This is a genomic window from Pseudomonas sp. MB-090624 (assembly GCF_003205245.1).
Lineage (GTDB): Bacteria > Pseudomonadota > Gammaproteobacteria > Pseudomonadales > Pseudomonadaceae > Aquipseudomonas > Aquipseudomonas juntendi.
Map to the genome: position 1 here is coordinate 1 of NZ_QJRK01000057.1, position 24193 is coordinate 24193.

A 24193-nucleotide genomic window follows, 5' to 3' on the forward strand; every position below is an offset into this window, starting at 1 on the left:
AACTCAGCAGTGAAACGATGCATCGCCGATGGTAGTGTGGGGTTTCCCCATGTGAGAGTAGGTCATCGTCAAGATTCATTTCGCAAAACCCCTATCTGCGCATGCAGGTAGGGGTTTTGTCTTTGTGGGCCAAAAATAATCCCCGGCACCATCACTGTGGGAGCGGGCGTGCCCGCGAACACGGGCGAAGCCCGTGCCATGCCCCCCAGGGAACGCATCACGCGTGATATCGTTTCCCCCACCAACCTCAGCTCAGCACCTGCCAGAGAGTTTCCGATGCCCCACACCACCCATCTTCACCCCGGCTTCATGATCGTCCACGGCAACCGCCTCGACGATTTGCGCAGCCTTGTGGTGAGCTGGATGCGTCGTTACCCGCTGGCACCGTTGGAAAACGAAATCGCCCTGGTGCAGAGTAACGGTATCGCTCAATGGCTCAAGCTGGCGCTGGCGGAAGACCCGCTGGAGGACGACCAAGGTGGCTGCGGCATCGCCGCTGCAATCGAGGTTCAACTTCCCGGCAGCTTCATGTGGCAGTTGTACCGCAGCGTGCTGGGGCGCGATGAAATTCCCGAGGTATCCCTGCTCGACAAAGCGCCGCTGACCTGGCGCCTGATGCGTCTGCTACCAGCGCTGATCGAGCGCCCGCACTTCGAGCCGTTGCGCCGCTTCCTGACGGATGACGGTGACCTGCGCAAGCGCTACCAGCTGTCCGAGCGCCTGGCCGATCTGTTCGACCAGTATCAGGTCTACCGGGCCGACTGGCTCAGGGACTGGGCAGCGGGTGAGCACGTGCTGAACACCGCCCGTGGCGAACGCAAGGCCCTGCCCCCGGCTAACCGCTGGCAGGCCGAGCTGTGGAAGGCCTTGCTGGAAGACGTCGGCGAAAAAGGCATGGCGCAAAGCCGGGCCGGCGTGCACCAGCGCTTCATCGAACGTATCAATAGCCTGGAACAGGCTCCCCCCGGGTTACCCTCGCGGGTGATCGTGTTCGGTATCTCGTCGTTGCCGGCCCAGGCCTTGGAGGCATTGGCCGGCCTCGCGCGCTTCAGCCAGGTGTTGTTGTGCGTGCACAACCCTTGTCGCCACCACTGGGCGGACATCGTTGCCGACAAAGACCTGCTGCGCCACCAGTACAAGCGTCAGCAGCGCAAACAAGGCATGCCCTTGCAGCTCGACGACCAGGCCCTGCACCAACACGCACACCCATTACTGGCTGCGTGGGGCAAGCAAGGCCGAGACTACATCAACTTGCTCGACAGCTACGACGACCCGGGTAGCTACCAAGGCGTGTTCAGCGATGGTCGCATCGACCTGTTCAGCGATGGTTCACCCGCCACGCTGCTCAATCAATTGCAGGACGACATTCTCGAACTCCGCCCGCTGGCAGAAACGCGCGCGCTGTGGCCGCCAGTCGATCCCGCCAACGACCGCTCGATCCGTTTTCACATTGCCCACAGCCCCCAGCGCGAAGTGGAGATTCTCCACGACCAGCTGTTGGCCCGCTTCAGTGCCGACCCCACATTGCGCCCGCGTGATGTCATCGTCATGCTGCCGGCCATCGATACTTACGCGCCGCACATCCGCGCCGTTTTCGGCCAACTGCAGCGCAATGACCCCCGTTACATACCGTTCACCCTGACCGATCAAGGGCAGCGTGGCCGGGAACCTCTGCTGATTGCGCTGGAACACCTGCTCAAGCTGCCGGACAGCCGTTTCGCCGTCAGCGAAGTGCTCGACCTGCTGGATGTCCCGGCGGTAAGAGCCCGGTTCGGTATCCGCGAAAACGACCTGCCTACCCTGCACCGCTGGATCGAAGGCGCAGGCATTCGCTGGGGCCTCGATGCCGAGCAGCGAGCCAGCCTTGGCCTGCCCGCCGGGCTTGAACAGAACACCTGGCGCTTTGGTTTGCGACGCATGCTGTTGGGGTATGCCGTAGGCGTGGGCGAAGCGTGTGACGGTATTGAGCCGTACGATGAAATCGGTGGTCTGGACGCAGCCCTGATCGGCCCGCTGGTGGCCCTGCTCGACGCACTGGATGTCGCCTGCCAGGCCCTGGCCGAACCGGCCACCCTCAGCCAGTGGGGCGAGCGCCTGCATGCCCTGTTGCATGTGTTCTTCCTGGCCGAGGACGAGCACGACGAATTCCTGCTGATCCAGTTGCAGGATCTGCGCGATAGCTGGCTTGAAGTATGCGAAACGGTCGGCCTGCAGGACCCTCTGCCATTGACCGTGGTGCGCGAGGCCTGGCTGTCGGGGCTGGACCAAGGCAAGCTGTCGCAACGTTTCCTGGCGGGCTCGGTGAATTTTTGCACGCTCATGCCCATGCGTGCGATCCCATTTCGGGTGGTGTGCCTGCTGGGCATGAACGATGGTGATTACCCCCGCGCCCAGCAGCCGCTGGACTTCGACCTGATGGCCAGCGACTACCGCCCCGGTGATCGCTCACGCCGTGAGGACGATCGTTATCTGCTGCTCGAAGCGCTGCTGTCGGCACGTGACCAGCTGTACGTCAGCTGGGTCGGGCGCAGTATTCGTGACAACAGCGAACGCCCGGCCTCGGTGTTGATCGGGCAGTTGCGCGACCACCTTGCGGCAGGTTGGCAGCTGAACGGCGCACAGCAGGGCCAGGCGACACAGGCTGGCGAGCAACTGCTGCACGCCCTGACCCAGGAGCACCCGCTGCAACCGTTCAGCCCGCGCTACTTCCAGAAGGGCAGCCCGCTGTTCAGCTATGCCCACGAATGGCAAGTGTTGCACCAGCAGAGCGAAGGCGACCCGCAGGGCGAACCAGCCCTGGCGCCCTATCAGGATGATGAAGCGCTTACCCTGACCCAGCTGAGTGACTTCCTGCGCCACCCGGTTCGGCATTTCTTCAGTCAGCGCCTCAAGGTGTACTTCGAAGCGCTGGAGGCGCCGACCCCGGACGAAGAACCCTTCACCCTCGACACCCTGCAGCGCTACGGCGCCAGTGAAAGCCTGCTCGGTGTCGCCTTGGCCGCACCGGGCGACGCCGAGCAGGCCCTGCAGGCTCAGGCCCGGCGTTTGCAGGCTTGCGGCGTGCTGCCACTGGCGGGGTTCGGCGAGCTGCTGCAAAGCGAGTTGATCGAGCCGTTACCCGACCTGCTGCAACGCCACCAGCAGTTGCTGCAACGCTGGCCGCGCTTGGTCGAGGGCGCTTTGCCCGTTCATTTCGAGCACGGCCGGCACCGTCTCGAAGGCTGGCTGGGGCGGGTATTCCAGGCCGACGACCAAAGCCTTCTGAGTATTACCACCGTGCCCAATACCATCAGTGCGGGGCGCAACAACCTGAAGTGGCACCGCCTGATCGCGCCCTGGGTCACCCACTTGGCGGCCTGTGCCGCAGGCTACGCCTACCATAGCGCCCTGGTCGCCAGCGACCTGACCCTGTTGCTGGCACCGTTGCCGCAAGGCGCCGCCGGGCAACTGTTGGGCGACCTGCTGGTGGCGCGCCAGGCCGCGATGAACGCGCCCCTGGCGGTCGCCGCCAAAACCGCTTTTGCCTGGCTGGCCCACGACGATGCCGACAAAGCCCTGGCCGCTGCGGCCCGCGCCTACGAGGGCGATGAACGCAACAGTTTCGGCGAGCGCAGTGAAAGCATCGCCCTGGCTCGGCAGTTCCGTGATTTCGCCGCACTCACCGCCGACGAAACCTTTGAAGGCTGGTGCGAAACCTTGTACCGCCCATTGTTCACCGCACCCTGGCAGACCCTGGGCAACCCGGAGAAAGGCGCATGACCCAGGCCCGCCCCTTGGCGTTGAGTTTCCCCTTGCATGGCAGCCAGCTGATCGAGGCCAGTGCCGGCACCGGCAAGACCTTCACCATTTCCGCCCTGTACCTGCGCCTGATCCTCGGGCATGGCGGCGAGCAGGGTTTTGCACGCGAACTGCTGCCACCGCAGATTCTGGTGGTGACCTTCACCGACGCCGCCACCAAGGAGTTGCGCGAGCGTATCCGTGCCCGCCTGGCAGAAGCTGCACGCTTCTTCCGTGGCGAGCTGGAGGGCGCCGACCCTTTGCTGCACCAACTGCGTGACGACTACCCGCAAGAGGCCTGGCCGCGCTGTGCCGGGCGCCTGGAAATTGCGGTGCAGTGGATGGACGAAGCAGCGGTATCGACCATTCACGGCTGGTGCCAGCGCATGCTGCGCGAGCACGCTTTTGACAGCGGCAGCCTGTTCACCCAGACCCTGGAAACCGACCACAGCGAGCTGCTGGGCCAAGTCATGCGCGATTACTGGCGGCGCTTCTGCTACAGCATGCAAGGCCAAGCGCTGGCGTGGGTGCGCAGCCATTGGGTCAGCCCCGACGCCTTGCTCCCGCGCATTCGCCCCTTGTTCGGCCGGGTGCGGGCCGAGCAGCACGGCGCGGAACCGGCGGCACTGATCGAGGCATCGCTGCAGCAGCGCAGCGAACAGTTGGCCCGGCTCAAGGCACCTTGGCTACAGTGGGCCGAAGAGCTGCGGCAGATCTGCCGCAATGCCCTGGCGGCCAAGCAGGTCGACGGCCGCAAGATGCAGGCGCGCTATTTCGAACCCTGGTTCGACAAGCTCCACGCGTGGGCTACGGACGAACAACAGGTGGAGCTCGACCTGGGTACCGGCTTCACCCGCCTGACCCCGGCCGGCATGGCCGAGGCCTGGAAGGGCGAGCCACCCGCGCATCCAGGCCTGGATGCCATGCAGACCCTGGCGCAACACCTGCAAGCCCTGGACAGCCCGGATGCCCCCCTGCTCGAGCATGCCGCCAATTGGGTTTCGGCACGGTTTGAAGTGGAGAAGCGCCGGCGGGCAGAAATGGGCTTTGACGATATGCTGGTGCGCTTGCAGCACGCACTGGCCAGTGAAACCGGCGAGCGTCTGGCCGGGCTGATTCGTGAGCAGTTCCCGGTGGCCCTGATCGACGAATTCCAGGACACCGACCCGGTGCAGTACGGCATTTTCGAGCGTATCTACCAGATCGGCGAAAACCGCCCGGACACCGGCCTGTTCATGATTGGCGACCCGAAGCAGGCGATCTACGCCTTCCGCGGTGCCGACATTTACACCTACCTCGCCGCACGGCGGGCCACCAGTGGTCGGCTGCACAGCCTGGACACCAACTACCGCTCCAGCAAGGCCATGGTGGCGGCAGTCAATCAGGTGTTCCTGCAGGCCGAGGCGCGTCAGGGAGGGCGCGGGGCGTTCCTGTTCCGCGGTGCGGATGACAACCCGTTGCCGTTCATCGAGGTGCACGCCAAAGGCCGTAGCGAACAGCTGGTGATCAACGGCGAAGCCAGCGCTGCCCTGCAATGCTGGCAGCTGCAGAGCGAAGAGCCGGTATCCGGCAGTGTCTACCGCCAGCAACTGGCCGCCAGTTGCGCCAGCCACATTGTCGATTTGCTCAATGGCGGCCAGCAAGGCACGGCCGGTTTCCGCAGTGCCGAAGGCGCACTGCGCCCCTGCCTGCCGTCAGACATCGCCATTCTGGTGCGGGATGGCCACGAAGCGCAGCTGGTGCGCGCCGAGCTGGCCGCACGCGATGTACGCAGTGTGTACCTGTCCGACAAGGACTCGGTGTTCGCTGCCCAGGAAGCCCACGACCTGCTGGCCTGGCTCAAGGCCTGCGCCGAGCCCGATTCGGAGCGCCTGCTCAAGGCGGCCCTGGCCAGCCTTACCTTAGGCCTGTCGTTGCCCGCACTGGACCGCTTGAACCAGGACGAGCGGGTCTGGGAAGGCTGGGTCATGCGGTTCCGCTACTACCGCGAAACCTGGCAGCGCCAGGGCGTACTGCCGATGCTGCGCCACCTGCTGCATGACTTCCAGCTGCCGCGCACGCTGATCCGCCGCAGCGATGGCGAACGGGTGCTGACCAACCTGCTGCACCTGGCCGAGTTGCTGCAGCAGGCAGCTGGCGAACTGGATGGCGAACAGGCGCTGATTCGCCACCTGGCCGAGCACCTGGCCAGTTCTGGCCAGGCTGGTGAGGACCAGATCCTGCGCCTGGAAAGCGACGAACAGCTGGTCAAGGTGGTGACCATCCACAAGTCCAAGGGCCTGGAGTATCCGCTGGTCTACCTGCCGTTCATCTGCACCAGCAAACCTGTGGACGGTAGCCGGCTGCCGCTGGCCTGGCACGACCCTGAAGGCCACGCCCACCTTACCCTGACCCCAGACAAGGAGCAGATCGAACGCGCCGACGATGAGCGCCTGGCCGAAGACCTGCGCCTGCTGTATGTGGCCCTTACCCGTGCCCAGCATGCCTGCTGGCTGGGTGTCGCCGACCTCAAGCGCGGCAACCAGAAAACGTCGCAGTTGCACCGCTCGGCGTTGGGGTATCTGCTGGGTGGCGGCCTTGCCCTGGCCAGTTCGGCGCAGTTGGCCGACTGGTTGCAGGCCCTTGCCGCGGGTTGCCCGCACATCGCCTGCCCAGGCCTGCCGCCGGCGCAGCAGCAGGTGTATCGCATGCCCCACGCCGCGCGTGAATTACTGCCGGCACGCAAGCCACGCCGCGCCGCCGCTGAGCACTGGTGGATCGCCTCCTACAGCGCCCTGCGCGTGGGTGACCAAACCCTCGGTGCCGACAGCTCGCAGGCCCAGCAACTGCAGGATGACGAAGTCGTCGATGTACAGGTGCTGCGTGAAGTCCCGGCCGACAGCGGTGATATCCACCGCTTCCCGCGGGGGCCGAACCCCGGCACCTTCCTGCACGGTCTGCTGGAGTGGGCGGGCCGCGAAGGCTTTAGCCTGGTAAGCCGTAACCCGCAGTTGATCGAGCGAACCGTTGGCCAGCGCTGCAACCGCCGAGACTGGACGGGTTGGATCCCCACCCTCAGCCAGTGGATGCAGCGCTTGCTGAACGAGGCCTTGCCGTTGCCCGGCAGTGGGCAGAGCGTGACGCTCGGGGAACTGTGCACTTACCAGATCGAAATGGAGTTCTGGTTCGCCAGCCAGCGTGTCGACGCCGAGCAGTTGGATCGTCTGGTAGCACGCCACACCCACCCCGGCCTGGCGCGCCCGGCGGCGCAGCCGACGCTGCTCAATGGCATGTTCAAAGGGTTCATCGACCTGGCATTCGAGCTGGACGGCCGCTATTACGTGACCGACTACAAATCCAACTGGCTTGGCCCGGATACCCAGGCTTACGATGCCCTGGCCATGGAAAATGCCATCCTCGAACACCGCTACGACCTGCAGTACGTGTTGTACCTGCTGGCCCTGCACCGGCAACTGCGCGCGCGGCTGCCCGATTACGATTATGACCGCCACGTGGGCGGTGCCTTGTTCATCTTCCTGCGGGGCGCCAGCAGCAGCGGGCACGGCGTTTACTTCACCAAGCCACCGCGTGAATTGATCGAAAGCCTGGATGCGCTGTTCCGTGGCGAGCACCCGCCCACCCAGCAGGACCTGTTTGCCGGAGCCCTGTCATGAGCCGTAGCCTTGTCGACCTGTTGCCCACCCCATTGCACGCCGAGTACCTGCTGGCGCTGGCGCCGCAAACTGACAGCGGTGACCTGCTGCAACTGCTCGACCGCTGGGTCGAACGCGGCTGGCTACGGCCGCTTGACCGTGCGTTCGTGTCATTTCTGGAAGAGCGGGCCCCAGGCAGTGACCCCTTGCTGCTGCTTGCCGCAGCGTTGGCCAGCCATCAACTGGGCCACGGTCACGTCTGCCTCGACCTGCAGCAAACCCTGGCCGAGCCCGACTTTGCCCTGTCGTTGCCGCCAGAGGGCGACGCACTGACCGGCCCGTTGCTGTTGCCTTCGCAATTGCTGGCCAACCTCGACTTGCAAGCATGGCGCCAACGCATCGTTGCCAGCCCGCTGGTGGCCGCTGGCGACGCACCGGGCCAGCAGGCGCGCCCACTGGTACTCAGCGGCCAGCGCTTGTACCTGCGCCGTTACTGGAGCTACGAGCGGCGTATCGACCACACCTTGCGCCTGCGCCTGAGCCAGGCTGAAGCAGCGCCGGCGGACTTGCCGCAACGCCTGGCTCAGTTGTTCGAGGGCGGCGCACCGGCAGGCCAGGTGGACTGGCAGAAGCTCGCCTGCGCCCTGGCCACCCGCGCCGGCTTCAGCATCATCACCGGCGGCCCCGGTACGGGCAAGACCACCACGGTGGTGCGCCTGCTGGCGTTGTTGCAAGCGCCGGCGGTGGAGCAGGGCAGGCCATTGCGTATCCGCCTGGCGGCACCCACCGGCAAGGCCGCTGCGCGCCTGACCGAGTCCATTGGCCAGCAGGTCGAGCGCCTGCAGGTCAGTGCCCAGGTACGCGAGCAGGTGCCGACCGACGTCAGCACCGTGCACCGCCTGCTCGGTAGCCGCCCGGGTTCGCGGCACTTCCGCCACCATGCGGGCAACCCGTTGCCGCTGGATGTGCTGGTGGTCGACGAAGCCTCGATGATCGACCTGGAGATGATGGCCAACCTGCTCGACGCCTTGCCAGCGCGGGCACGCCTGGTATTGCTGGGTGACAAGGACCAGCTGGCCTCGGTCGAGGCCGGTGCCGTGCTGGGTGACTTGTGCCGGGACGCCGAAGAAGGCTACTACGCGCCGGCCACCGCCAGCTGGCTCGAACAGGTCAGTGGCGAATCGCTGGCTGGCAGTGGCCTCAAGGTTGGCGATGAACAGCGCAACCCGCTGGCCCAGCAAGTGGTGATGCTGCGCTTTTCGCGGCGCTTTGGCGAAGGCAGCGGGATTGGCCAGCTGGCGCGGCTGGTCAACCGGCAGGACGCCCATGCGGCGCGCAACCTGCTGGCCGTGCCGCCGGCTGATGTGCACAGCCTGGTGCTCAGGCACGAGCAGGACCGCGCCTTCGACCGCCTGCTGCTCGACGGCTTGAACCAGGGCAGCGAAGGGCCACAAGGGTACCGCAGTTATTTGCGTACCCTTGGCCGCTATCGGCCATTGCTGGAGACCCCGTTCGACGACCCCGCCTGGGAGCAGTGGGCGGGCAAGGTGTTGCACAGTTTCGAGGACTTCCAGTTGCTGTGTGCGGTACGCCGCGGTGCCTGGGGCGTCGAAGGGCTCAACGAACGGGTGGCGCGGGTGCTGCACGGCGCCGGCCTGATCGACAGCCAGCAGCCTTGGTACGAAGGGCGCCCGGTGCTGGTCACCCGCAACGACTACGGCTTGGGCCTGATGAACGGCGACATCGGCATTGCCCTGCGTTTGCCGGACGAGCGCGGCGAGCCGCTGCTGCGGGTGGCCTTCCCGCGTAATGACGGCAGCGGCGGCGTGCGTTTTGTCCTGCCCAGCCGCCTGAATGAAGTGGAAACGGTCTTTGCCATGACGGTGCACAAGTCCCAGGGTTCGGAGTTCGGCCACACCGCACTGGTACTGCCCGACGCACTGAACCCGGTGCTGACCAAGGAGCTGGTCTACACCGGGATCACCCGCGCCAAGCACTGTTTCAGCCTGGTCGAGCCGCGCCAGGGCATTTTCGAAGAAGCGGTGTCGCGCAAGGTAAGGCGCATTTCCGGGTTGATGCTGGAGCAAGTCTGACCCCGGCCGAAACCAGGTGGAGATCCCCTGTGGGAGCGGGCATGCCCGCGAACACGGGCGCAGCCCGTGCCCACCTCCGCGGTGCACGCTTTCCGACATTGATACGGCCATATGCTATCGTTGCGCCGAGACCAGAAAGGATTTTGAGAGATTCCCCACATGCATGTGGCCGCAAGACGTGTGACAAGCTGTGCGGTTTCGCTATTGCTGGCCGTCCTGTTTATCGCTATGGGTCCTGCCCGGGCGGACACCGCAACCACCAACGCCCAGGTGCAGCAACGGGCCAAGGCCGTCACCCAGGTCGTGCTGGGTATTTTCAGCTACGCGCGCTGGCCGGTGGAGCCGTCTCCATTGCGCCTGTGCCTGGTCGGCCCCACCGAATACGCGGACGACCTGATCAAAGGCCAGGTGCAGGAGTCTGGCCGCCCGCTGCAAGTGAAGCGCTTGCTGGCAGATGACAGTCAGGTCGCTCAGGCGTGTGATGCGATCTACATCGGCAAGCTCGACCAGCGCCAGCGTGACAAGCTGTTCGAGCGGGTCAGCGGCTACCCGGTCCTGAGCATCAGCGAATCGAATGACCCATGCACCATCGGCAGCCTGTTTTGCCTGCGGGTCAGCGACCAGCAGGTGGCCTTCGAGGTCAACCTTGACTCGGTGGCGCGCTCCGGGGTGCGCATTCACCCCAGCGTGCTGCAGCTGTCGCGGCGCCGGGCGGTGCAACCATGAAGCCGACCCGCAAGCGCAGCCTGCGCCCAACCCTGCGCTCGGTACTGGGCCGTGCACACCTAAATGTCGCCTTGCTGGCCGTGGGCCTGGCCGGTGTGTCCTTGACCCTGTTGGGCGTGCTGGCCTTGAGCGTCTACGCCAATCACAACCTGCAACTGATTGCCCGGTCGATCAGCTACACCGTGGAGGCGGCGGTGGTGTTCGATGACAGTGCCGCCGCCAGTGAAGCGCTGGGGCTGATCGCCAGCTCCGAGGAAGTGGCCGAGGCCAGGGTCTTCAATGGTGAAGGCGAGCAACTGGCGCGCTGGCAACGTGCCGATTCGGGCATGCTTGCCCTGCTGGAAGCGCAGGTCGCCAGCGCGTTACTGGACGAACCGGTCAAGCTGCCGATCATGCACCAGCAGCAACAGATCGGGCGCATCGAACTGGTTGGCCAGGGGCGTAGCCTGTTGCTGTTCATGCTGGGGGGGCTTGCCGGTATTCTGTGTTGCACGGTTTTGAGCGCCTTGGCTGCCCAGTACCTGTCGCGGCGCCTGCTCGGCGATATCACCCGGCCGCTGCGCGGCCTGGCCAGCGTCGCCCACGCCGCCCGCCGCGAGCGCAGCTTCGATCGGCGTGTGCCGGAAACGGCGATTGCCGAGCTCAACGAGCTGGGGAATGACTTCAACGCCCTGCTGGACGAACTGGAAGTGTGGCAAAGCCACCTGCAGAGCGAAAACCAGACCTTGGCCCACCAGGCCAGCCACGACAGCCTGACCGGCCTGCCCAACCGTGCCTTCTTCGAAGGGCGCCTGAGCCGCAGCGTGCGCAACGCAGCCAGCCAGCAGGATCACATGGCGCTGCTGTTCCTCGACAGTGACCATTTCAAGCAGATCAACGACACGCTGGGCCATGCGGTGGGGGACGAGGTGCTGATCAGCGTGGCCGAGCGCCTGCGTGCCCAGTTGCGTGAGCATGATCTGGTGGCGCGTTTGGGCGGCGATGAATTCGCCGTGCTGCTGACGCCCTTGCAAACGCGCCGGGATGCCGAGCACATTGCCGAAAAAATCGTCGCCAGCATGAAGCTGCCGGTGCAGCTGGACAGCGGCCGCAGTGTCGCCACGTCGGTGAGCGTCGGTATCGCCTATTACCCGGAAGACGGCGCCGACCCGGCCAGTCTTCTGAATGCCGCCGATGCGGCGATGTATCAGGCCAAGCGCAAACGGCGTGGCCATTGGCAAGTGGCGCAGACGGAACGGTCCGCCAACCCTATCGACAACAGGAGCTGAACCCGTGATACAGGCTTTACGTTTTCCACTGTGGGCCGTGTTGCTCGCTGTGCTGGCGCTGACCGGCTGCCAAAGCGCGCCGCCCAAGGGGCTGACCCCGGAACAGATTGCCGTGCTCAAGCGCGAAGGCTTTACCCCCACCGATGAAGGCTGGGCGTATGACTTGTCTGGCAAAGTGTTGTTCGGCAGTGACCTGGACAGCCTCAACAGCCAGAGCCAGGCGATTGTCGAGCGGATCGGCAAGGCACTGCTGGGCGTGGGTATCCAGCGTGTGCGGGTAGACGGGCATACCGACTCGTCGGGCAAGGCGGCCTACAACCAGGAGTTGTCCGAGCGCCGCGCGCAGAGCGTCGCCAAAGCCTTGGTCGGGGTCGGCATGCAGCCGCAGAACATCCAGAGCCAGGGCCTGGGCAGCAGCCAGCCGGTGGCAGACAACCGCACCAGCGCCGGGCGGACCGAGAACCGGCGCGTGTCCATCGTGGTGGCGTCCTACTGAGCCCCGTCACTGCTGGGCAAAGCGCATTTCCCGAGTCTGCCCCATCAACAACGGCGCATTCGCCTCAGTCACCCCGCGAATGTAATCCCACAACAGGGTGATCCGCTTCAGCTTGCGCAGGTCCTCCCGGCAATACATCCAGAATTGCCGGGTCACCTCGATGTCCTCTGGCAACACCGTGACCAGCCGTGGATCCTGTGCAGCCAGGAAACACGGCAGGATCGCCAGCCCGCGCCCCTGCAGCGCCGCCGTGTACTGGGCAATCACACTGGTACTGCGCAAATGCGCGCTGGCCCCGGGAATCAAGTTGGCCAGGTACAGCAACTCTGAGCTGAACGCCAGGTCGTCCACGTAACTGATGAACGGGTGCCTGGCCAGGTCAGCCACCTGGCGTATCGGCGCATGGCTGTCCAGGTAGCCCTGCGTCGCATACAGCCGCAAGCTGTAGTCGCACAGCTTGCAGCACACATAAGGCCCATGCTCGGGCCGCTCCAGGGCGATGACGATATCCGCTTCGCGCTTGGACAGGCTGATGAAGTGCGGCAGCGGCAGGATATCCACCGAAATGGCCGGATAGGCGTCGACGAAGTGGCTCAACTGCGGGGTAATGAAGAAACTGCCGAAGCCTTCTGTGCACCCCATGCGCACATGCCCCGACAACGCCACGCTCGACCCGGATACCTGCTCGCACGCCATGTGCAGCGTGCTTTCGATCGACTCGGCATAGCCCAGCAAACGCTGGCCCTCGGCGGTGAGAACAAAGCCGTTGGTGCGCGACTTTTCGAACAGCAACGTGCCCAGCGCCCCCTCCAGCGAGCTGATGCGCCGCGACACCGTGGTGTAGTCCACGCTCAGCCGTTTGGCGGCACTGCTGGCCTTGCGGGTACGGGCCACTTCAAGGAAAAACTTCAAATCGTCCCAGTTGAGCGCGCTCAGGGATGTGAGATCTTTTTGCATGATGATCCGGTTTTTTTGTGCGTTCTTGTTGGATGTTTGCACATCTATACTCGAAACAAGCCTCAGGACGCCACCTCGCGTTTGCTTGGCGCTGGCGATCTCGTCCCGACAATAATTCCAAGGAGAACGCAGATGAACGCACCGCAATCCCCGAACCCGACCAAGGTCGACCCGGTGAAGCTGCTGATCGACGGCCAGTGGGTCGAGTCCAAGACCACCGAATGGCGCGACATCGTCAACCCGGCCACCCAAGAGGTGCTGGCGCGCGTACCGTTCGCGACGGTAGAAGAAGTCGATGCAGCCGTAGCCGCTGCCCACCGTGCCTTCAAGACCTGGCGAGACACCCCGATTGGCGCGCGCATGCGCATCATGCTCAAGCTGCAGGCGCTTATTCGCGAACACACCAAGCGCATTGCCCAGGTGCTCAGCGCCGAGCAGGGCAAAACCCTGGCTGACGCCGAGGGTGATATTTTCCGCGGCCTGGAAGTGGTGGAACACGCTGCTTCCATCGGCACCTTGCAGATGGGTGAATTCGCCGAAAACGTCGCCGGCGGTGTCGATACCTACACCCTGCGCCAGCCTATCGGTGTATGCGCTGGCATCACGCCGTTCAATTTCCCGGCGATGATCCCCCTGTGGATGTTCCCCATGGCCATCGTCTGCGGCAACACCTTCGTGCTCAAGCCGTCCGAGCAGGACCCACTGTCGACCATGCTGCTGGTCGAGCTGGCGCTGGAAGCCGGTGTACCGGCCGGGGTGCTGAATGTGGTGCACGGTGGCAAACAGGTGGTGGATGCCATTTGCACTCATCAGGACATCAAGGCGATTTCCTTCGTCGGCTCCACCGAAGTGGGCACCCATGTGTACAACCTGGCCAGCCAGCACGGCAAGCGTGTGCAGTCGATGATGGGCGCCAAGAACCACGCCGTGGTGCTGCCCGATGCCAACCGTACGCAAACCATCAATGCCCTGGTCGGTGCCGCCTTCGGCGCGGCGGGCCAGCGCTGCATGGCCACCTCGGTGGCGGTGCTGGTGGGCAAGGCCCGTGAGTGGCTGCCGGACATCAAGGAAGCAGCCAGCAAGCTCAAGGTCAATGCCGGGTGTGAGCCAGGCACCGATGTCGGCCCGGTGGTTTCCAAACGCGCCAAGGAGCGTGTGCTGGGCCTGATCGAAAGCGGTATCAAGGAAGGCGCCAAGCTGGAACTCGATGGCCGCGACGTCACGGTGCCGGGTTACGAGCACGGCAACTTCGTTGGCCCAACCCTGTTCTCGGGTGTGAAGACTGACATGCAGGTCTACACCCAGGAAATCTTCGGCCCGGTGCTGGTTACCCTGGAGGTCGATACCCTCGACGAAGCCATCGCCCTGGTCAACGCCAACCCGTTCGGCAACGGCACTGGCCTGTTCACCCAAAGCGGCGCGGCAGCGCGCAAGTTCCAGAGCGAAATCGATATCGGCCAGGTCGGAATCAACATCCCGATCCCGGTACCGGTCCCGTTCTTCAGTTTCACCGGCTCCCGTGGGTCCAAGCTCGGCGACCTTGGCCCATACGGCAAGCAAGTGGTGCAGTTCTACACGCAGACCAAGACCGTCACTGCCCGCTGGTTCGACGACGACAGCGTCAACGACGGCGTGAACACCACCATCAGCCTGCGCTAAGGAGACGTCATGCGTATTGCATTCATTGGCCTGGGCAACATGGGCGCGCCCATGGCCCGCAACCTGATCAAGGCCGGGCACCAGTTGAACCTGTTCGACTTGAACAAGGCTGTACTCGCCGAGCTGGCCGAACTGGGTGGGCAGATCAGCCCGTCGCCCAAGGACGCGGCGGCCAACAGCGAGCTGGTGATCACCATGCTGCCTGCCGCTGCCCATGTGCGCAGCGTATACCTGAACGAAGATGGCGTGCTGGCCGGTATTCGTGCCGGTACACCTACCGTGGACTGCAGCACCATCGACCCGCAGACCGCGCGCGAGGTGTCCAAGGCTGCAGCGGCCAAGGGCGTGGACATGGGCGATGCGCCGGTGTCCGGTGGCACCGGCGGTGCGGCAGCCGGCACGCTGACGTTCATGGTCGGTGCCAGCGCCGAGTTGTTCGCCAGCCTCAAGCCGGTGCTGGAGCAGATGGGCCGCAATATCGTCCACTGCGGCGAGGTGGGCACCGGGCAAATCGCCAAGATCTGCAACAACCTGCTGTTGGGTATCTCGATGATCGGCGTGTCCGAGGCCATGGCGCTGGGTAATGCGCTGGGCATCGATACCCAGGTGCTGGCCGGCATCATCAACAGCTCGACCGGGCGTTGCTGGAGTTCGGACACCTACAACCCGTGGCCGGGCATCATCGAAACCGCGCCAGCATCGCGTGGCTATACCGGTGGCTTTGGCGCCGAACTGATGCTCAAGGACCTGGGGCTGGCGACCGAAGCGGCGCGCCAGGCACACCAGCCGGTGATCCTGGGGGCTGTGGCCCAGCAGTTGTATCAGGCCATGAGCTTGCGTGGCGAGGGTGGCAAGGACTTCTCGGCTATCGTCGAGGGGTATCGCAAGAAAGATTGACGCAAGAGGTGGGCTTCATCGCGGGCCAGGTGGCCACATAACCCTGTGGGAGCGGGCATGCCCGCGAACACCGGCAAAGCCGGTGCCATCCACCACGCTGCCCGTTTCGCGGGCGCGCCCGCTCCCACAGCGTTAGTTGTAGAGTGTCTGATCAGGCGAAAACGAAATACTTGCGCACGGTCTCGACCACTTCCCAGGTGCCTTTCATACCCGGTTCAATGACGAACACATCACCCGCCTTCAGGTGCTTCGGCTCTTCGCCTTCCGGGGTGATGATGCAGTAGCCATCGAGGAAGTGGCAGAACTCCCACTTGTCGTAATTGACCTCGAACTTGCCCGGGGTGCAGATCCAGGTGCCCATGATCTTGCTGCCGTCGGCCGACAGGTAGGCGTTGAGGTTCACGGTGTGCGGATCGCCGCCGATGCGCTTCCACTTGGTGGCGTCCACGACCGGCGTGGGGCAGGTTTCGCGCAGGACGGTGATGAAATCGGACATGGCACAACTCCTGGTGACTGGCTGAATGACGGGTCACCATAGGGCCATCGGCCGAGCCGCAGTTGCCTGGGCTCGACGTCCAGCTGTCTGGTCGCGCTATGCCCACCAATACCGCACAAAGTGGAAGAACACTGGCGCTGCAAAGCACACCGAATCCATGCGGTCGAGCATGCCGCCGTGGCCTTCGATCATGTGCCCCCAGTCTTTCACCCCACGGTCACGCTTGATAGCCGACATCACCAGCCCGCCGAAGAAGCCCATGGCGTTCACGGCCAAGGCCATCAGTGCTGCCTGCCAGAAGCTGAAGGGCGTGATCCAGCACAGCAGGGCGCCGATCAGGGTGGCCAGCGCTACGCCGCCGGCCAGGCCTTCGACGGTCTTGGAGGGGGACAGGTTGGGCGCCACCTTGTGTTTGCCGAACAGCTTGCCGCACACGTACTGCAGCACGTCGCTGAGTTGCACCACCAGAATCAGCCAGGCGATCAGCAGCAGGTTGCGGCCCTCGTAGCCGGGGATGTCCAGGGTCATCAGGGCCGGCACCGACGACACGCAGTACACGGCGATCATCAAGCCCCATTGCACTTTTGACGCACGCTCGAGGAACCGTGTGGTGTCACCGCCCAGGCTGGCGAGGATCGGCAGCAGCAGGAACAGGTACACCGGGATGAAGATGCTGAACAGGCCGTACCAGTCCATGGCGATCAGCACGTACTGCACCGGGAGTGCCACGTAGAAGGCTGCCACCAGTGCCGGGTAGTCGCTGCGCCGGGTAGGGGTGAGGGTCATGAATTCGCGCAGGGCATAGAACGACACACCGTAGAACAGCACGATCACACCGTACTTGCCGAACACAAAGGCAATGCCGATCACCACCACCATCACCCACCAGGCATTGATGCGGGCGTTGAGGTTGTCGATCACGGCGTGCGGCGCCGGGCCGGCGCGCCATTTGAGCAGGCGGCCGACCACGCTGGCCAGCAGCAGCAGGGCGCCGATACCGGCAAACAGGGAAAGGGTGTTGTTGTCCATGTCAGGCATCCTTGGGGGCCAGGTTCAGCAGGGCCTGGCTGGCCCGCTCGAGAAACGCCTGCTTGCTTTCATCGGCGTGCAGGTGCAGCGGTTCGCCAAAGCTCAGGGTGCACAGCAACGGCAATGGCAAGGCGCGCCCTTTGGGCATCACCCGGTTGAGGTTGGCGATCCAGACCGGTACCAGTTCGACCTGCGGGTGGGCGGCTGCCAGGTGATACAACCCGCTTCTGAAGGGCAGTAGCGGTTCGTCGCCAAGGTTGCGCGTGCCCTCCGGGAAGAAGATCAGCGAGTCGCCCTGGGCCACCGCGTCCAGCACCGGCTGCAAAGGGTTGCCTTGCCCTTCGCTGCGCTGGCGCTCGATCAGCACCCCGTTGAAGACCTTGCGGATAAGAAAGTCGCGGATGCCCGGCCTGGCCCAGTAGTCTGCGCCGGCCACCGGGCGCGTGCGTTGGCGCAGCCCTTGCGGCAGCGAGGCCCACAGCAGCACGAAGTCGCCGTGGCTGCTGTGGTTGGCGAAATACAGGCGCTGCACCGGCAGCGCCGAGCACCCCAGCCAAAGGGCGCGGGCACCGGTAATCAGGCGGGCGGCCGAGGTGATGACATAAGCAGTCAGGTTGGCGAGCATAGGCAGGTGGTCATCCCTTCAAAGGCAGTGTCAGCAGGGTAGCCAAGGCTAGCGACAGCTGCAGGCCCAGGCATACGGCCTGACGGCGCAACAGGCCCAGTGCGGCCCGGCTGCGGGCAGGCCAGGCGCGGCCGTCGGTGGCCTGTGGTTTGAGTTTCAGTTCGAACAGGGCGCGGTCCAGGGCCTGGGTGTCAGCCGGCAGGTCTGCGCTATTGGCCAGGTGGGCAAACAGTTCGGCATCGATAGCCACGCGGATGGCCCAGTATTTGTGGAACACGCCGAGCACCAGCAGCACGCTGCACAGCAGGCTCGCCAGCGGATGCAGTGGGGCATTGAGCAGCGGTGAAAGGCCATACGCCAGGGCGAGCAAGGTGAGGCCGTCGGACAGGCGCTCCAGCTGTTTCCCTCGGCCCAGCAGGCTGGCGGCCACGCGCAGGTTCATGGCTGTGCTCCCAGTTGCTGAAGAGCCTGGTGATGCGCGTTGCGCAGTACGATGCCGGGGCGTGCTTGGCGAATCAGTGCTTCTGCCTGTTGGGCGTCGCTGCTGCGGCCGGAGAGCAGCAGCCACGCGGCCACGGCGCTGGCGCTGCGCGAGTAGCCTAAAGCGCAGCACACTAGCACCGGGCCCTGGGCGCGCAGGTGTTCGATGGCGTTGGCGGCCTGCTGTAGCAGGGCAACGTCTGGCGCTATCAGATCCAGGGTAGCGAAACACTGATAGTCAAGGGCTGACGCGATCGTCGTAGGAGCGGCCTTGCGTCGCGAAAGGGCTGCGGAGCAGCCCCGACAGTTTCTGCTGCGAAGCTGAAAACCCTGGGCCGCTTCGCGCCCCTTTCGCGACACAAGGCCGCTCCTACACTGGTTTGCGTTACACGGCAGTTCTGCGCACAGATCAACAATTGCAGCGAACTGCGTGTCGCGCCCTGGGATTCTCCCCAGGTACACACCATCGCACACCTCGTCGGCCTGTGGATGGCGCCGGGTCCACAGCCGCGAATTGAGCCATGCGCCCGCCAGATAGGGTGCCAGCAGCCACCGGCTTGCAGGCGACAAGCGCCCGTCATCACCCTTCTGAAAACCACCCGCCCCGAACACGGTGTAGTTCAGCGCCACCAGCCCCAACGACACCGCCGGCCAACTCAACCACAGCCAAGCCCCGCCCATCGCAGCGGCAGGGAGTACACACAGCAGCGCGCCCAAGGCATAACAAGCGGCAACCTTCCAGCGCTTGGCATCCTGAGCAAGACGGGCCGCCTGAAAGGGCAGGCGCCCTTGCTGCGGCCACAGCCACAGGCAGGCAAACCCCGCCAGCGCCCCCGTGGGCACATCGATGAAATGGTGCTGCCAGGTGGTCAGCACCGACACCCCGATCAGCGCCATCCAGCCATGCATCAGCCAACGCCAGGGCTGGCGTTGCACATGCCGGGCAAACATCGCCCAGATGATCACCAGCAAAGCGATGTGCAGCGAAGGCGCCTGGTTGAATGGCTTGTCGAAGCCCATCAACACGTCGAACAGCCAGCCGAACAGCCCGTCCAGGCCCGGCCGCTCGAAGGTGAACCGCAGCGGCCACAGCAGAAAACAGCAGACGCTGATCACCTGTGCGCTGAGTAACGCCAGCGCGTGGCGGTCCATTTCCTGGCGTGTGCGCGGCAGCAGGAAGGACAACCCGTACAGCAGGTCGATCGACCAGTACGGGATGATCGTCCAGGGCCACAGCGGCATGCCGTGCTCCCAGCCGAACACCAGGCTGCCGACATCACTGCGCCCAGCCGTGTAATTGTTCGCCAGCCCATAGCTGAGGAAGAACAACGGCCCCAGCAGCAGAAGCCAGAACACACCCCGGCGAATCAGCCCGTGCTCGCGTGGCGGGCTCACTCAGCGCACCCGCTGTGCCAGGCTGACGCTGAAAATGCCCCATTCATCGATGCGCTGGGCCAGCTTGCGGAAGCCCGCGGCCTCAACCAGCTGGTCCATCTCGGCCTGGCTGCGCCGGCGCATTACCCAAGCCTCGCCACCGCGGTGGCTGGTGAGGGCGCGGGCAATCATCTCCAGTTGCGGGTGCCATGGCTGGCCGGTGTAGACCAGGTAGCCGCCATCCTCTATGGCGTCGGCCAGCCCGGCCAGGGAATTGCCCACCAGTTGGTTACTGGGGAAGAGCTCGTACAGCCCTGAAACCACGGCCAGCGTTGGGGGTTGTTCAAGTGTGGCCAGGCTCTGGCGATCGAAAGCATCGCCCTGTACGAAGCGGGCGATGTCGGCCAGGCCCTTCTCGCGGATCAGCGCGCTGCCTTGCTGAACGTTCAGTTCGCTGTAGTCGCGCAGAAGGATCGAATCTGGCAACTGCTCAAGGCCTTGAAGGGCTTCGAGGATATAGCGGCCATGGCCGGCCGCGATATCGACAATGTGCACGGGCCGTTGCTGTTCACGCAGGTGGGCGATGGCCAGGCGCAGCAATTGCTCGACGTGCAGTTTGCGTTGGCGAATGCCACGCCAGCCGATGGCGTCGAGGTAGTTCTGGTCGATCATGCGCCCCAGTTTGCCCTTGCCGGTCGGCTGGTTGCGGTACACGTAGTCGAGGGTGCTGCCAGAATCGAAGCCGGTGTCAAACCCAAGCTTCACGCCCGCAGACAGCCCCTTGCCCAAGCTCAAGCCAGCGCGGGTGGCGCGCCAGTAAAGGTCGCGGGGCGAGTTGCGCGGCAGCGGCGCAGCCAGGCTTTCTGCCTCGGCGCAACTGGCCCCGGTCTTGTCGGCATCCAGCAGTGAGGGCAACGCGGCGGGGCTGGCGAAGCAATGGTCGACAAACCGTTCGATGCGCCTCAGGGCATGGGCCCGATCACGTTCACCCAAGGTGTCGTGGAAGAACCCGGGCAGTATGTGCATTTCCTTTCGTGTGCTGCCGAGCCGGTCGAAAAACCGTTCTTGCGGTTGGCGCTCGACCACGAAATCAGCCCCGGACACCAGCAACTGGGTCGGCACCTGGATGGCCTGGGCGTCGGCCACTACGCGGTCGGCGGCCTCGTACAGGCCCAGCAGCATGGTTACCGAAATGGGCCGGCTGATCAGCGGGTCGGCCACGTACGACATCACCCGCTCAGGGTCGTGGGTGAGCAGGCGCGGCTTGACGTAGCTATTCACGAAGAAATTGCCGCGCAAGGCCTTCAGCAGCTTCAGGCCTGGGCGGGCAAACGGCACGTACAGCTTGACCTTGAACGCTGGCGAGGCCAAGACCAGGCAGCGCACCTTGGGCGCGTAGTCGTGGGCCCAGGTGGCGATCAGCACGGCGCCGACGCTTTGTGCCAGTACCACCAGGTCCTGTTCGGCGATGCCGTGGTGGGCCTGGATGTGTTCGATGAAGGTTTGCACGTCGCGCACACTGGTGGCGAACCCCGGGCTGTCGCCACGTGCGCCTGGCGAGCGGCCGTGGCCGCGGGCATCCCAGGTGAAGAAGTCGTAGCCCGGCATGTCCAGCTCATCGGCCAGGTGGGCCATGCGCCCGCCGTGCTCATGGCCCCGGTGGAACATCACCACGGCGCGGCGTGGCTGGTGTTCGTTGCGGGTGGCAGGCCAATGACGGTAATGCAGATTGACACCGTCATGGGTGGGGAAGTGCAGCGCTTGCGCTTGGCGCATGGTCAACGTCCTTTTGCGACGACGATAGGCTCAGCGGGTTTCGGCCAGGCCCTGGCGAACCCGGTTGTAGAGGGTATAGAGCGAGAGCGCGAGGATGACCAGCAACAGGCCGTTGATCCAGGCGCCATCGAGCAGGCCAAAGGCGACGCCGGTGCCCAGCACGCCGAAGGCGAAGGCCCTGTCGCTCTTGCCCATAGGCCCGTCGTAGCGCCGCGAGGCGCCTGCCAGCGGGCCCATGACACCGGCGTACTCGCTGAAGGTGGCGCACAGCACCACCAGCACCACCAGCGCAGGCGACACCCCGGCCAACAAGGCGAAGGGCAGGTACAGCGCTGCATCGGCAATCACGTCACACAGTTCGTTGAGGTAAGCACCGAGGGTTGATTGCTGGCCGAACTCCCGGGCCAGCATGCCGTCGACGGCATTCAGCGCCATGCGCAGCAGCATCCAGATCGGTACCAGGATGAACAGCCAGGTGATGTGCGGCAGGGCGGCCAGCAGCAGGCCCACCAGGAGCGATACCACGGCAGCGGTGACAGTGACCTGGTTGGCGGTGACGCCTCGGTCGTAAAGGCGTTGCACGGCCGGGCGCAACAAGGCCTGGAAGCGTGGTTTGAGCTGGTAGATCGAGGCCACTGGACAGTCCTTTTTAGTGGGGCGTCATGGCGCCATTGTGTGTGAGCCTTCTTCGCGGGTAAACCCGCGAAGAATCCAACGCAGTGCATGGCACCGGCTGCGCCGGTGTTCGCGGGCGCGCCCGCTCCTACAGGGACCGCGCCAGCTTTTAGTAATTGAGCAAGACAGTTGCTCCCATCAGCCGATCAACCAACCCCGACGCATACCCTGGCAACGCCGCAAAGTCCCGCGCGCACACCAGCAACCGGCGGTTGGCCCAGGGTTCCGCCAGGGCTACCCAGTGCAGCGGCAACAGCCCTTGCCAACGCTTCACCGCCGCCAGTGGCACCACCCCGACCCCAGCCCCGCCTGCAACCATGCGGATCACGCCATCAAACCCTTCGGCCCGCACTCTCACCTGCATGCGCCGCCCTTCCCGCAATGCCTGTTCCTCCAGGTACAACGCCAATGCACTGCCTGCTCCAAGCCCGACATGACCATGCGCCAGGCTGTCGATGAAGCTGGGGGCAACCTCGCTGGCCAGCGGATGGCCAGGCGGCGTTACCAGCACCAGTGGGTCGTCACGAAACGGCCGGGTTTGCAGGTGCCCGAAAGGCGCGGCTGATGAAACAATGCCAAGGTCTGCCATGCCTTGCGTAATCGCCTGCACGATGCGCAGGCTCGGCAGTTCCTGTATGTCCACGCTGACGCCGGGGTTTTCAGCCAGGTAACCGGCCACAAGTTCGGGCAGGTACTCCGTAAGTGCTGCGGTGTTGCACAGCAGGCGCACTTGGCCGTGCTGCCCCTGCGCGTACTGGCCCAGGTCGAACTGCAGGCGTTCGACCTGCTGGGCAATCAGGCGGGCATGCTGCAACAGCGCCTGGCCGGCCGGGGTCGGCTGAACACCGCGGCGGTTACGCTGCAGTAAAGGGATGCCCAGCGACGCTTCCATGGCCCGGATGCGCGCACTGGCTGCCGGCAGCGACAGATGGCTGCGGCTGGCACCGGCGGTGATGTTGCCGCACTCCAGGGTGTGCTGGAACAGCTTGAGGTCGATCAAGTCAAAATGCATGTGCCTCTGCCTTAGCAAGAGTCTGGCTAAGGGTATGGCAGATTTTCAGCCTGCCCGCCACGGGCCATTATCGGCCCATGAATACCTTGCTCGCTTTCTACCACAACATAGGCCCCGCTCTGTCGCTGCTGGTGGTGCTGACGTTCCTGCTGGCCGGCGCAGTGAAAGGCGTGATCGGCCTGGGGCTGCCCACCATCGCGATGGGCCTGCTGGGCCTGGCTATGCCTCCGGCGCAGGCTGCAGCACTGCTGATCGTGCCGTCGACCCTTACCAACCTTTGGCAGTTGGCCAGCGGCGGGCACCTGCGAGCGTTGCTGGCGCGGCTGGGCCCGATGCTGGCGCTGATCTTCATTGGCACCTTGCTGGGCAGTGCCTGGCTGGGCATCGACAGCGGGCCATGGGCCGCGCATGCGTTGGGTGCGGCCTTGCTGGCGTACGCGGTGTACGGGCTGGTTGGGCCGGGCTTGCGCTTGGCAGCGGCGCACGAGCGTTGGCTGGGGCCTGCGTGCGGGCTGGTGACGGGGGTAATCACGGCGGCAACCGGGGTATTCGTGATACCTGCGGTGCCCTACTTGCAGAGCCTGGGCCTGAGCCGCGAGCAGATGATCCAGGCGCTGGGCCTGTCGTTCACGGTTTCGACCCTGGCACTGGCTGTTGGCCTGGCCGGGCAGGATGCCCTCGGTGGCCAGGCCTTGGGTGCTTCACTGCTGATGCTGGCGCCAGCCTTGCTCGGCATGCTGGCCGGGCAGTGGTTGCGTCAGCGCATCAGCGCGTTGCTGTTCAAGCGTTGTTTCTTCATCGGCCTGGCCGCACTGGGCGGCCACTTGCTGATCAACGGTTAGCGCTGGATGCGCTGAGCATGTCGACCTGCTGGATATCGAAATCGCGCTCAAGGTAGTCCATGCGTTTTTCGAAGAAGGCGGCCATGTGCGGCAGGGCTGAATGCACATCCAGCGCGGCCTGGTCGGCCCACACTTCGAAAAACACGAACAGGCTCGGGTCCTGCTGGTCGCGCAGCATGTGGTACTCGATGCAACCTGGCTCCTGGCGGCTTGGCTCGACATAAGGGCGGAACAGGTTTTCGAACGCATCGGCCATTTCCGGGCGGGTCTTGGCTTTGAGAATGAAGGCGATCTGCTCAGTCATGAGGCGCTACTCGGTGAGGGGTGGTGAACCGATTCTACGGCAATAATGTGATGTTGATTCGTGACTTCTGGTCAA

Annotated in this window: 19 protein-coding genes; 9 read left to right on the forward strand and 10 right to left on the reverse strand. The window is 64.6% G+C overall.

Annotated elements, in window-relative coordinates; genetic code table 11:
* Positions 1–276 precede the first annotated feature (276 nt).
* The 6 genes from recC (at position 277) to DMX12_RS25230 (ending at position 11992) form a co-directional block, all read left to right on the forward strand.
* Complete coding sequence (gene recC / locus DMX12_RS25205) at positions 277–3759, forward strand: exodeoxyribonuclease V subunit gamma (protein WP_110679760.1); 3483 nt, start codon at positions 277–279, stop codon at positions 3757–3759.
* Positions 3756–7430 (forward strand): exodeoxyribonuclease V subunit beta, encoded by a 3675-nt coding sequence (gene recB / locus DMX12_RS25210; RefSeq protein WP_110679761.1) that lies wholly within the window; start codon positions 3756–3758, stop codon positions 7428–7430. The genes recC and recB overlap by 4 nt, the downstream gene beginning before the upstream one ends.
* Positions 7427–9502 carry an exodeoxyribonuclease V subunit alpha gene (gene recD, locus DMX12_RS25215; protein WP_110679762.1) on the forward strand — a complete coding sequence of 692 codons (2076 nt, stop codon included), beginning with the start codon at positions 7427–7429 and terminating at the stop codon, positions 9500–9502. The genes recB and recD overlap by 4 nt, the downstream gene beginning before the upstream one ends.
* Before the next feature lie 159 nt (positions 9503–9661).
* Positions 9662–10228 carry a YfiR family protein gene (locus DMX12_RS25220; RefSeq protein WP_110679763.1) on the forward strand — a complete coding sequence of 189 codons (567 nt, stop codon included), beginning with the start codon at positions 9662–9664 and terminating at the stop codon, positions 10226–10228.
* Positions 10225–11496 carry a diguanylate cyclase domain-containing protein gene (locus DMX12_RS25225; protein ID WP_110679764.1) on the forward strand — a complete coding sequence of 424 codons (1272 nt, stop codon included), beginning with the start codon at positions 10225–10227 and terminating at the stop codon, positions 11494–11496. Before DMX12_RS25220 ends, DMX12_RS25225 begins: the two co-directional genes overlap by 4 nt.
* 4 nt (positions 11497–11500) lie before the next feature.
* Positions 11501–11992, forward strand: a complete 492-nt coding sequence (locus tag DMX12_RS25230; RefSeq protein WP_054912325.1) for an OmpA family protein — start codon at positions 11501–11503, stop codon at positions 11990–11992.
* 6 nt (positions 11993–11998) lie between these two features.
* Here DMX12_RS25230 and DMX12_RS25235 read toward each other — a convergent pair whose 3' ends face one another.
* Positions 11999–12949 (reverse strand): LysR family transcriptional regulator, encoded by a 951-nt coding sequence (locus tag DMX12_RS25235; RefSeq protein ID WP_110679765.1) that lies wholly within the window; start codon positions 12947–12949, stop codon positions 11999–12001.
* Between the two features lie 132 nt (positions 12950–13081).
* Here DMX12_RS25235 and DMX12_RS25240 point away from each other — a divergent pair, with 132 nt between their 5' ends.
* Together DMX12_RS25240 and mmsB are read left to right on the forward strand one after the other, a co-directional pair.
* The gene (locus DMX12_RS25240) at positions 13082–14608 is read left to right on the forward strand and encodes a CoA-acylating methylmalonate-semialdehyde dehydrogenase (protein ID WP_110679766.1); all 1527 of its coding nucleotides are present in this window, start codon (positions 13082–13084) and stop codon (positions 14606–14608) included.
* A gap of 9 nt (positions 14609–14617) precedes the next feature.
* The gene (gene mmsB, locus DMX12_RS25245) at positions 14618–15505 is read left to right on the forward strand and encodes a 3-hydroxyisobutyrate dehydrogenase (protein ID WP_110679767.1); all 888 of its coding nucleotides are present in this window, start codon (positions 14618–14620) and stop codon (positions 15503–15505) included.
* 151 nt (positions 15506–15656) lie between these two features.
* On the opposite strand, the gene DMX12_RS25255 is transcribed toward mmsB, so the two are convergent.
* The 8 genes from DMX12_RS25255 to DMX12_RS25295 all read right to left on the reverse strand — a co-directional run bounded on the left by DMX12_RS25255 (position 15657) and on the right by DMX12_RS25295 (position 22972).
* Positions 15657–16001: a cupin domain-containing protein gene (locus DMX12_RS25255; protein ID WP_003251579.1), complete on the reverse strand. Its 345-nt coding sequence runs from the start codon at positions 15999–16001 to the stop codon at positions 15657–15659.
* A 96-nt stretch (positions 16002–16097) separates the two neighbouring features.
* On the reverse strand, positions 16098–17030 hold the full coding sequence (locus DMX12_RS25260; RefSeq protein WP_009683878.1) for a phosphatidate cytidylyltransferase: 933 nt from the start codon (positions 17028–17030) through the stop codon (positions 16098–16100).
* A 1-nt stretch (position 17031) separates the two neighbouring features.
* Positions 17032–17655, reverse strand: a complete 624-nt coding sequence (locus DMX12_RS25265) for a lysophospholipid acyltransferase family protein (RefSeq protein WP_009683877.1) — start codon at positions 17653–17655, stop codon at positions 17032–17034.
* A gap of 10 nt (positions 17656–17665) precedes the next feature.
* The gene (locus tag DMX12_RS25270; RefSeq protein WP_110679769.1) at positions 17666–18097 is read right to left on the reverse strand and encodes a hypothetical protein; all 432 of its coding nucleotides are present in this window, start codon (positions 18095–18097) and stop codon (positions 17666–17668) included.
* Complete coding sequence (locus DMX12_RS25275; protein WP_110679770.1) at positions 18094–19530, reverse strand: phosphatase PAP2/dual specificity phosphatase family protein; 1437 nt, start codon at positions 19528–19530, stop codon at positions 18094–18096. The genes DMX12_RS25270 and DMX12_RS25275 overlap by 4 nt, the downstream gene beginning before the upstream one ends.
* Complete coding sequence (locus tag DMX12_RS25280; RefSeq protein WP_110679771.1) at positions 19531–21285, reverse strand: bifunctional alpha/beta hydrolase/class I SAM-dependent methyltransferase; 1755 nt, start codon at positions 21283–21285, stop codon at positions 19531–19533.
* A gap of 30 nt (positions 21286–21315) precedes the next feature.
* Complete coding sequence (locus DMX12_RS25285; protein ID WP_110679772.1) at positions 21316–21921, reverse strand: CDP-alcohol phosphatidyltransferase family protein; 606 nt, start codon at positions 21919–21921, stop codon at positions 21316–21318.
* Between the two features lie 148 nt (positions 21922–22069).
* The gene (locus DMX12_RS25295; protein WP_110679773.1) at positions 22070–22972 is read right to left on the reverse strand and encodes a LysR substrate-binding domain-containing protein; all 903 of its coding nucleotides are present in this window, start codon (positions 22970–22972) and stop codon (positions 22070–22072) included.
* 77 nt (positions 22973–23049) lie between these two features.
* On the opposite strand from DMX12_RS25295, the gene DMX12_RS25300 reads away from it, so the two are divergent.
* Positions 23050–23814, forward strand: coding sequence for a sulfite exporter TauE/SafE family protein (locus tag DMX12_RS25300; protein ID WP_110679774.1), 765 nt, complete (start codon positions 23050–23052; stop codon positions 23812–23814).
* On the opposite strand, the gene DMX12_RS25305 is transcribed toward DMX12_RS25300, so the two are convergent.
* A complete protein-coding gene (locus tag DMX12_RS25305; RefSeq protein ID WP_009683867.1) occupies positions 23804–24118 on the reverse strand; it encodes a putative quinol monooxygenase in 315 nt (104 codons plus the stop codon). The two genes, DMX12_RS25300 and DMX12_RS25305, sit on opposite strands and share 11 nt — an antisense overlap.
* Positions 24119–24193 lie beyond the last annotated feature (75 nt).

What these genes read in the sequence shown, in the direction of transcription:
- DMX12_RS25300 (WP_110679774.1), top strand. Translation starts at nt 23,050, where the DNA reads ATGAATACCTTGCTCGCTTTCTACCACAACATAGGCCCCGCTCTGTCG.
- DMX12_RS25220 (WP_110679763.1), top strand. Translation starts at nt 9,662, where the DNA reads ATGCATGTGGCCGCAAGACGTGTGACAAGCTGTGCGGTTTCGCTATTG.
- DMX12_RS25270 (WP_110679769.1), bottom strand. Translation starts at nt 18,097, where the DNA reads ATGAACCTGCGCGTGGCCGCCAGCCTGCTGGGCCGAGGGAAACAGCTG.
- DMX12_RS25305 (WP_009683867.1), bottom strand. Translation starts at nt 24,118, where the DNA reads ATGACTGAGCAGATCGCCTTCATTCTCAAAGCCAAGACCCGCCCGGAA.
- recD (WP_110679762.1), top strand. Translation starts at nt 7,427, where the DNA reads ATGAGCCGTAGCCTTGTCGACCTGTTGCCCACCCCATTGCACGCCGAG.
- DMX12_RS25240 (WP_110679766.1), top strand. Translation starts at nt 13,082, where the DNA reads ATGAACGCACCGCAATCCCCGAACCCGACCAAGGTCGACCCGGTGAAG.
- DMX12_RS25280 (WP_110679771.1), bottom strand. Translation starts at nt 21,285, where the DNA reads ATGCGCCAAGCGCAAGCGCTGCACTTCCCCACCCATGACGGTGTCAAT.
- mmsB (WP_110679767.1), top strand. Translation starts at nt 14,618, where the DNA reads ATGCGTATTGCATTCATTGGCCTGGGCAACATGGGCGCGCCCATGGCC.
- DMX12_RS25235 (WP_110679765.1), bottom strand. Translation starts at nt 12,949, where the DNA reads ATGCAAAAAGATCTCACATCCCTGAGCGCGCTCAACTGGGACGATTTG.
- recC (WP_110679760.1), top strand. Translation starts at nt 277, where the DNA reads ATGCCCCACACCACCCATCTTCACCCCGGCTTCATGATCGTCCACGGC.
- DMX12_RS25225 (WP_110679764.1), top strand. Translation starts at nt 10,225, where the DNA reads ATGAAGCCGACCCGCAAGCGCAGCCTGCGCCCAACCCTGCGCTCGGTA.
- DMX12_RS25265 (WP_009683877.1), bottom strand. Translation starts at nt 17,655, where the DNA reads ATGCTCGCCAACCTGACTGCTTATGTCATCACCTCGGCCGCCCGCCTG.
- DMX12_RS25295 (WP_110679773.1), bottom strand. Translation starts at nt 22,972, where the DNA reads ATGCATTTTGACTTGATCGACCTCAAGCTGTTCCAGCACACCCTGGAG.
- recB (WP_110679761.1), top strand. Translation starts at nt 3,756, where the DNA reads ATGACCCAGGCCCGCCCCTTGGCGTTGAGTTTCCCCTTGCATGGCAGC.
- DMX12_RS25255 (WP_003251579.1), bottom strand. Translation starts at nt 16,001, where the DNA reads ATGTCCGATTTCATCACCGTCCTGCGCGAAACCTGCCCCACGCCGGTC.
- DMX12_RS25260 (WP_009683878.1), bottom strand. Translation starts at nt 17,030, where the DNA reads ATGGACAACAACACCCTTTCCCTGTTTGCCGGTATCGGCGCCCTGCTG.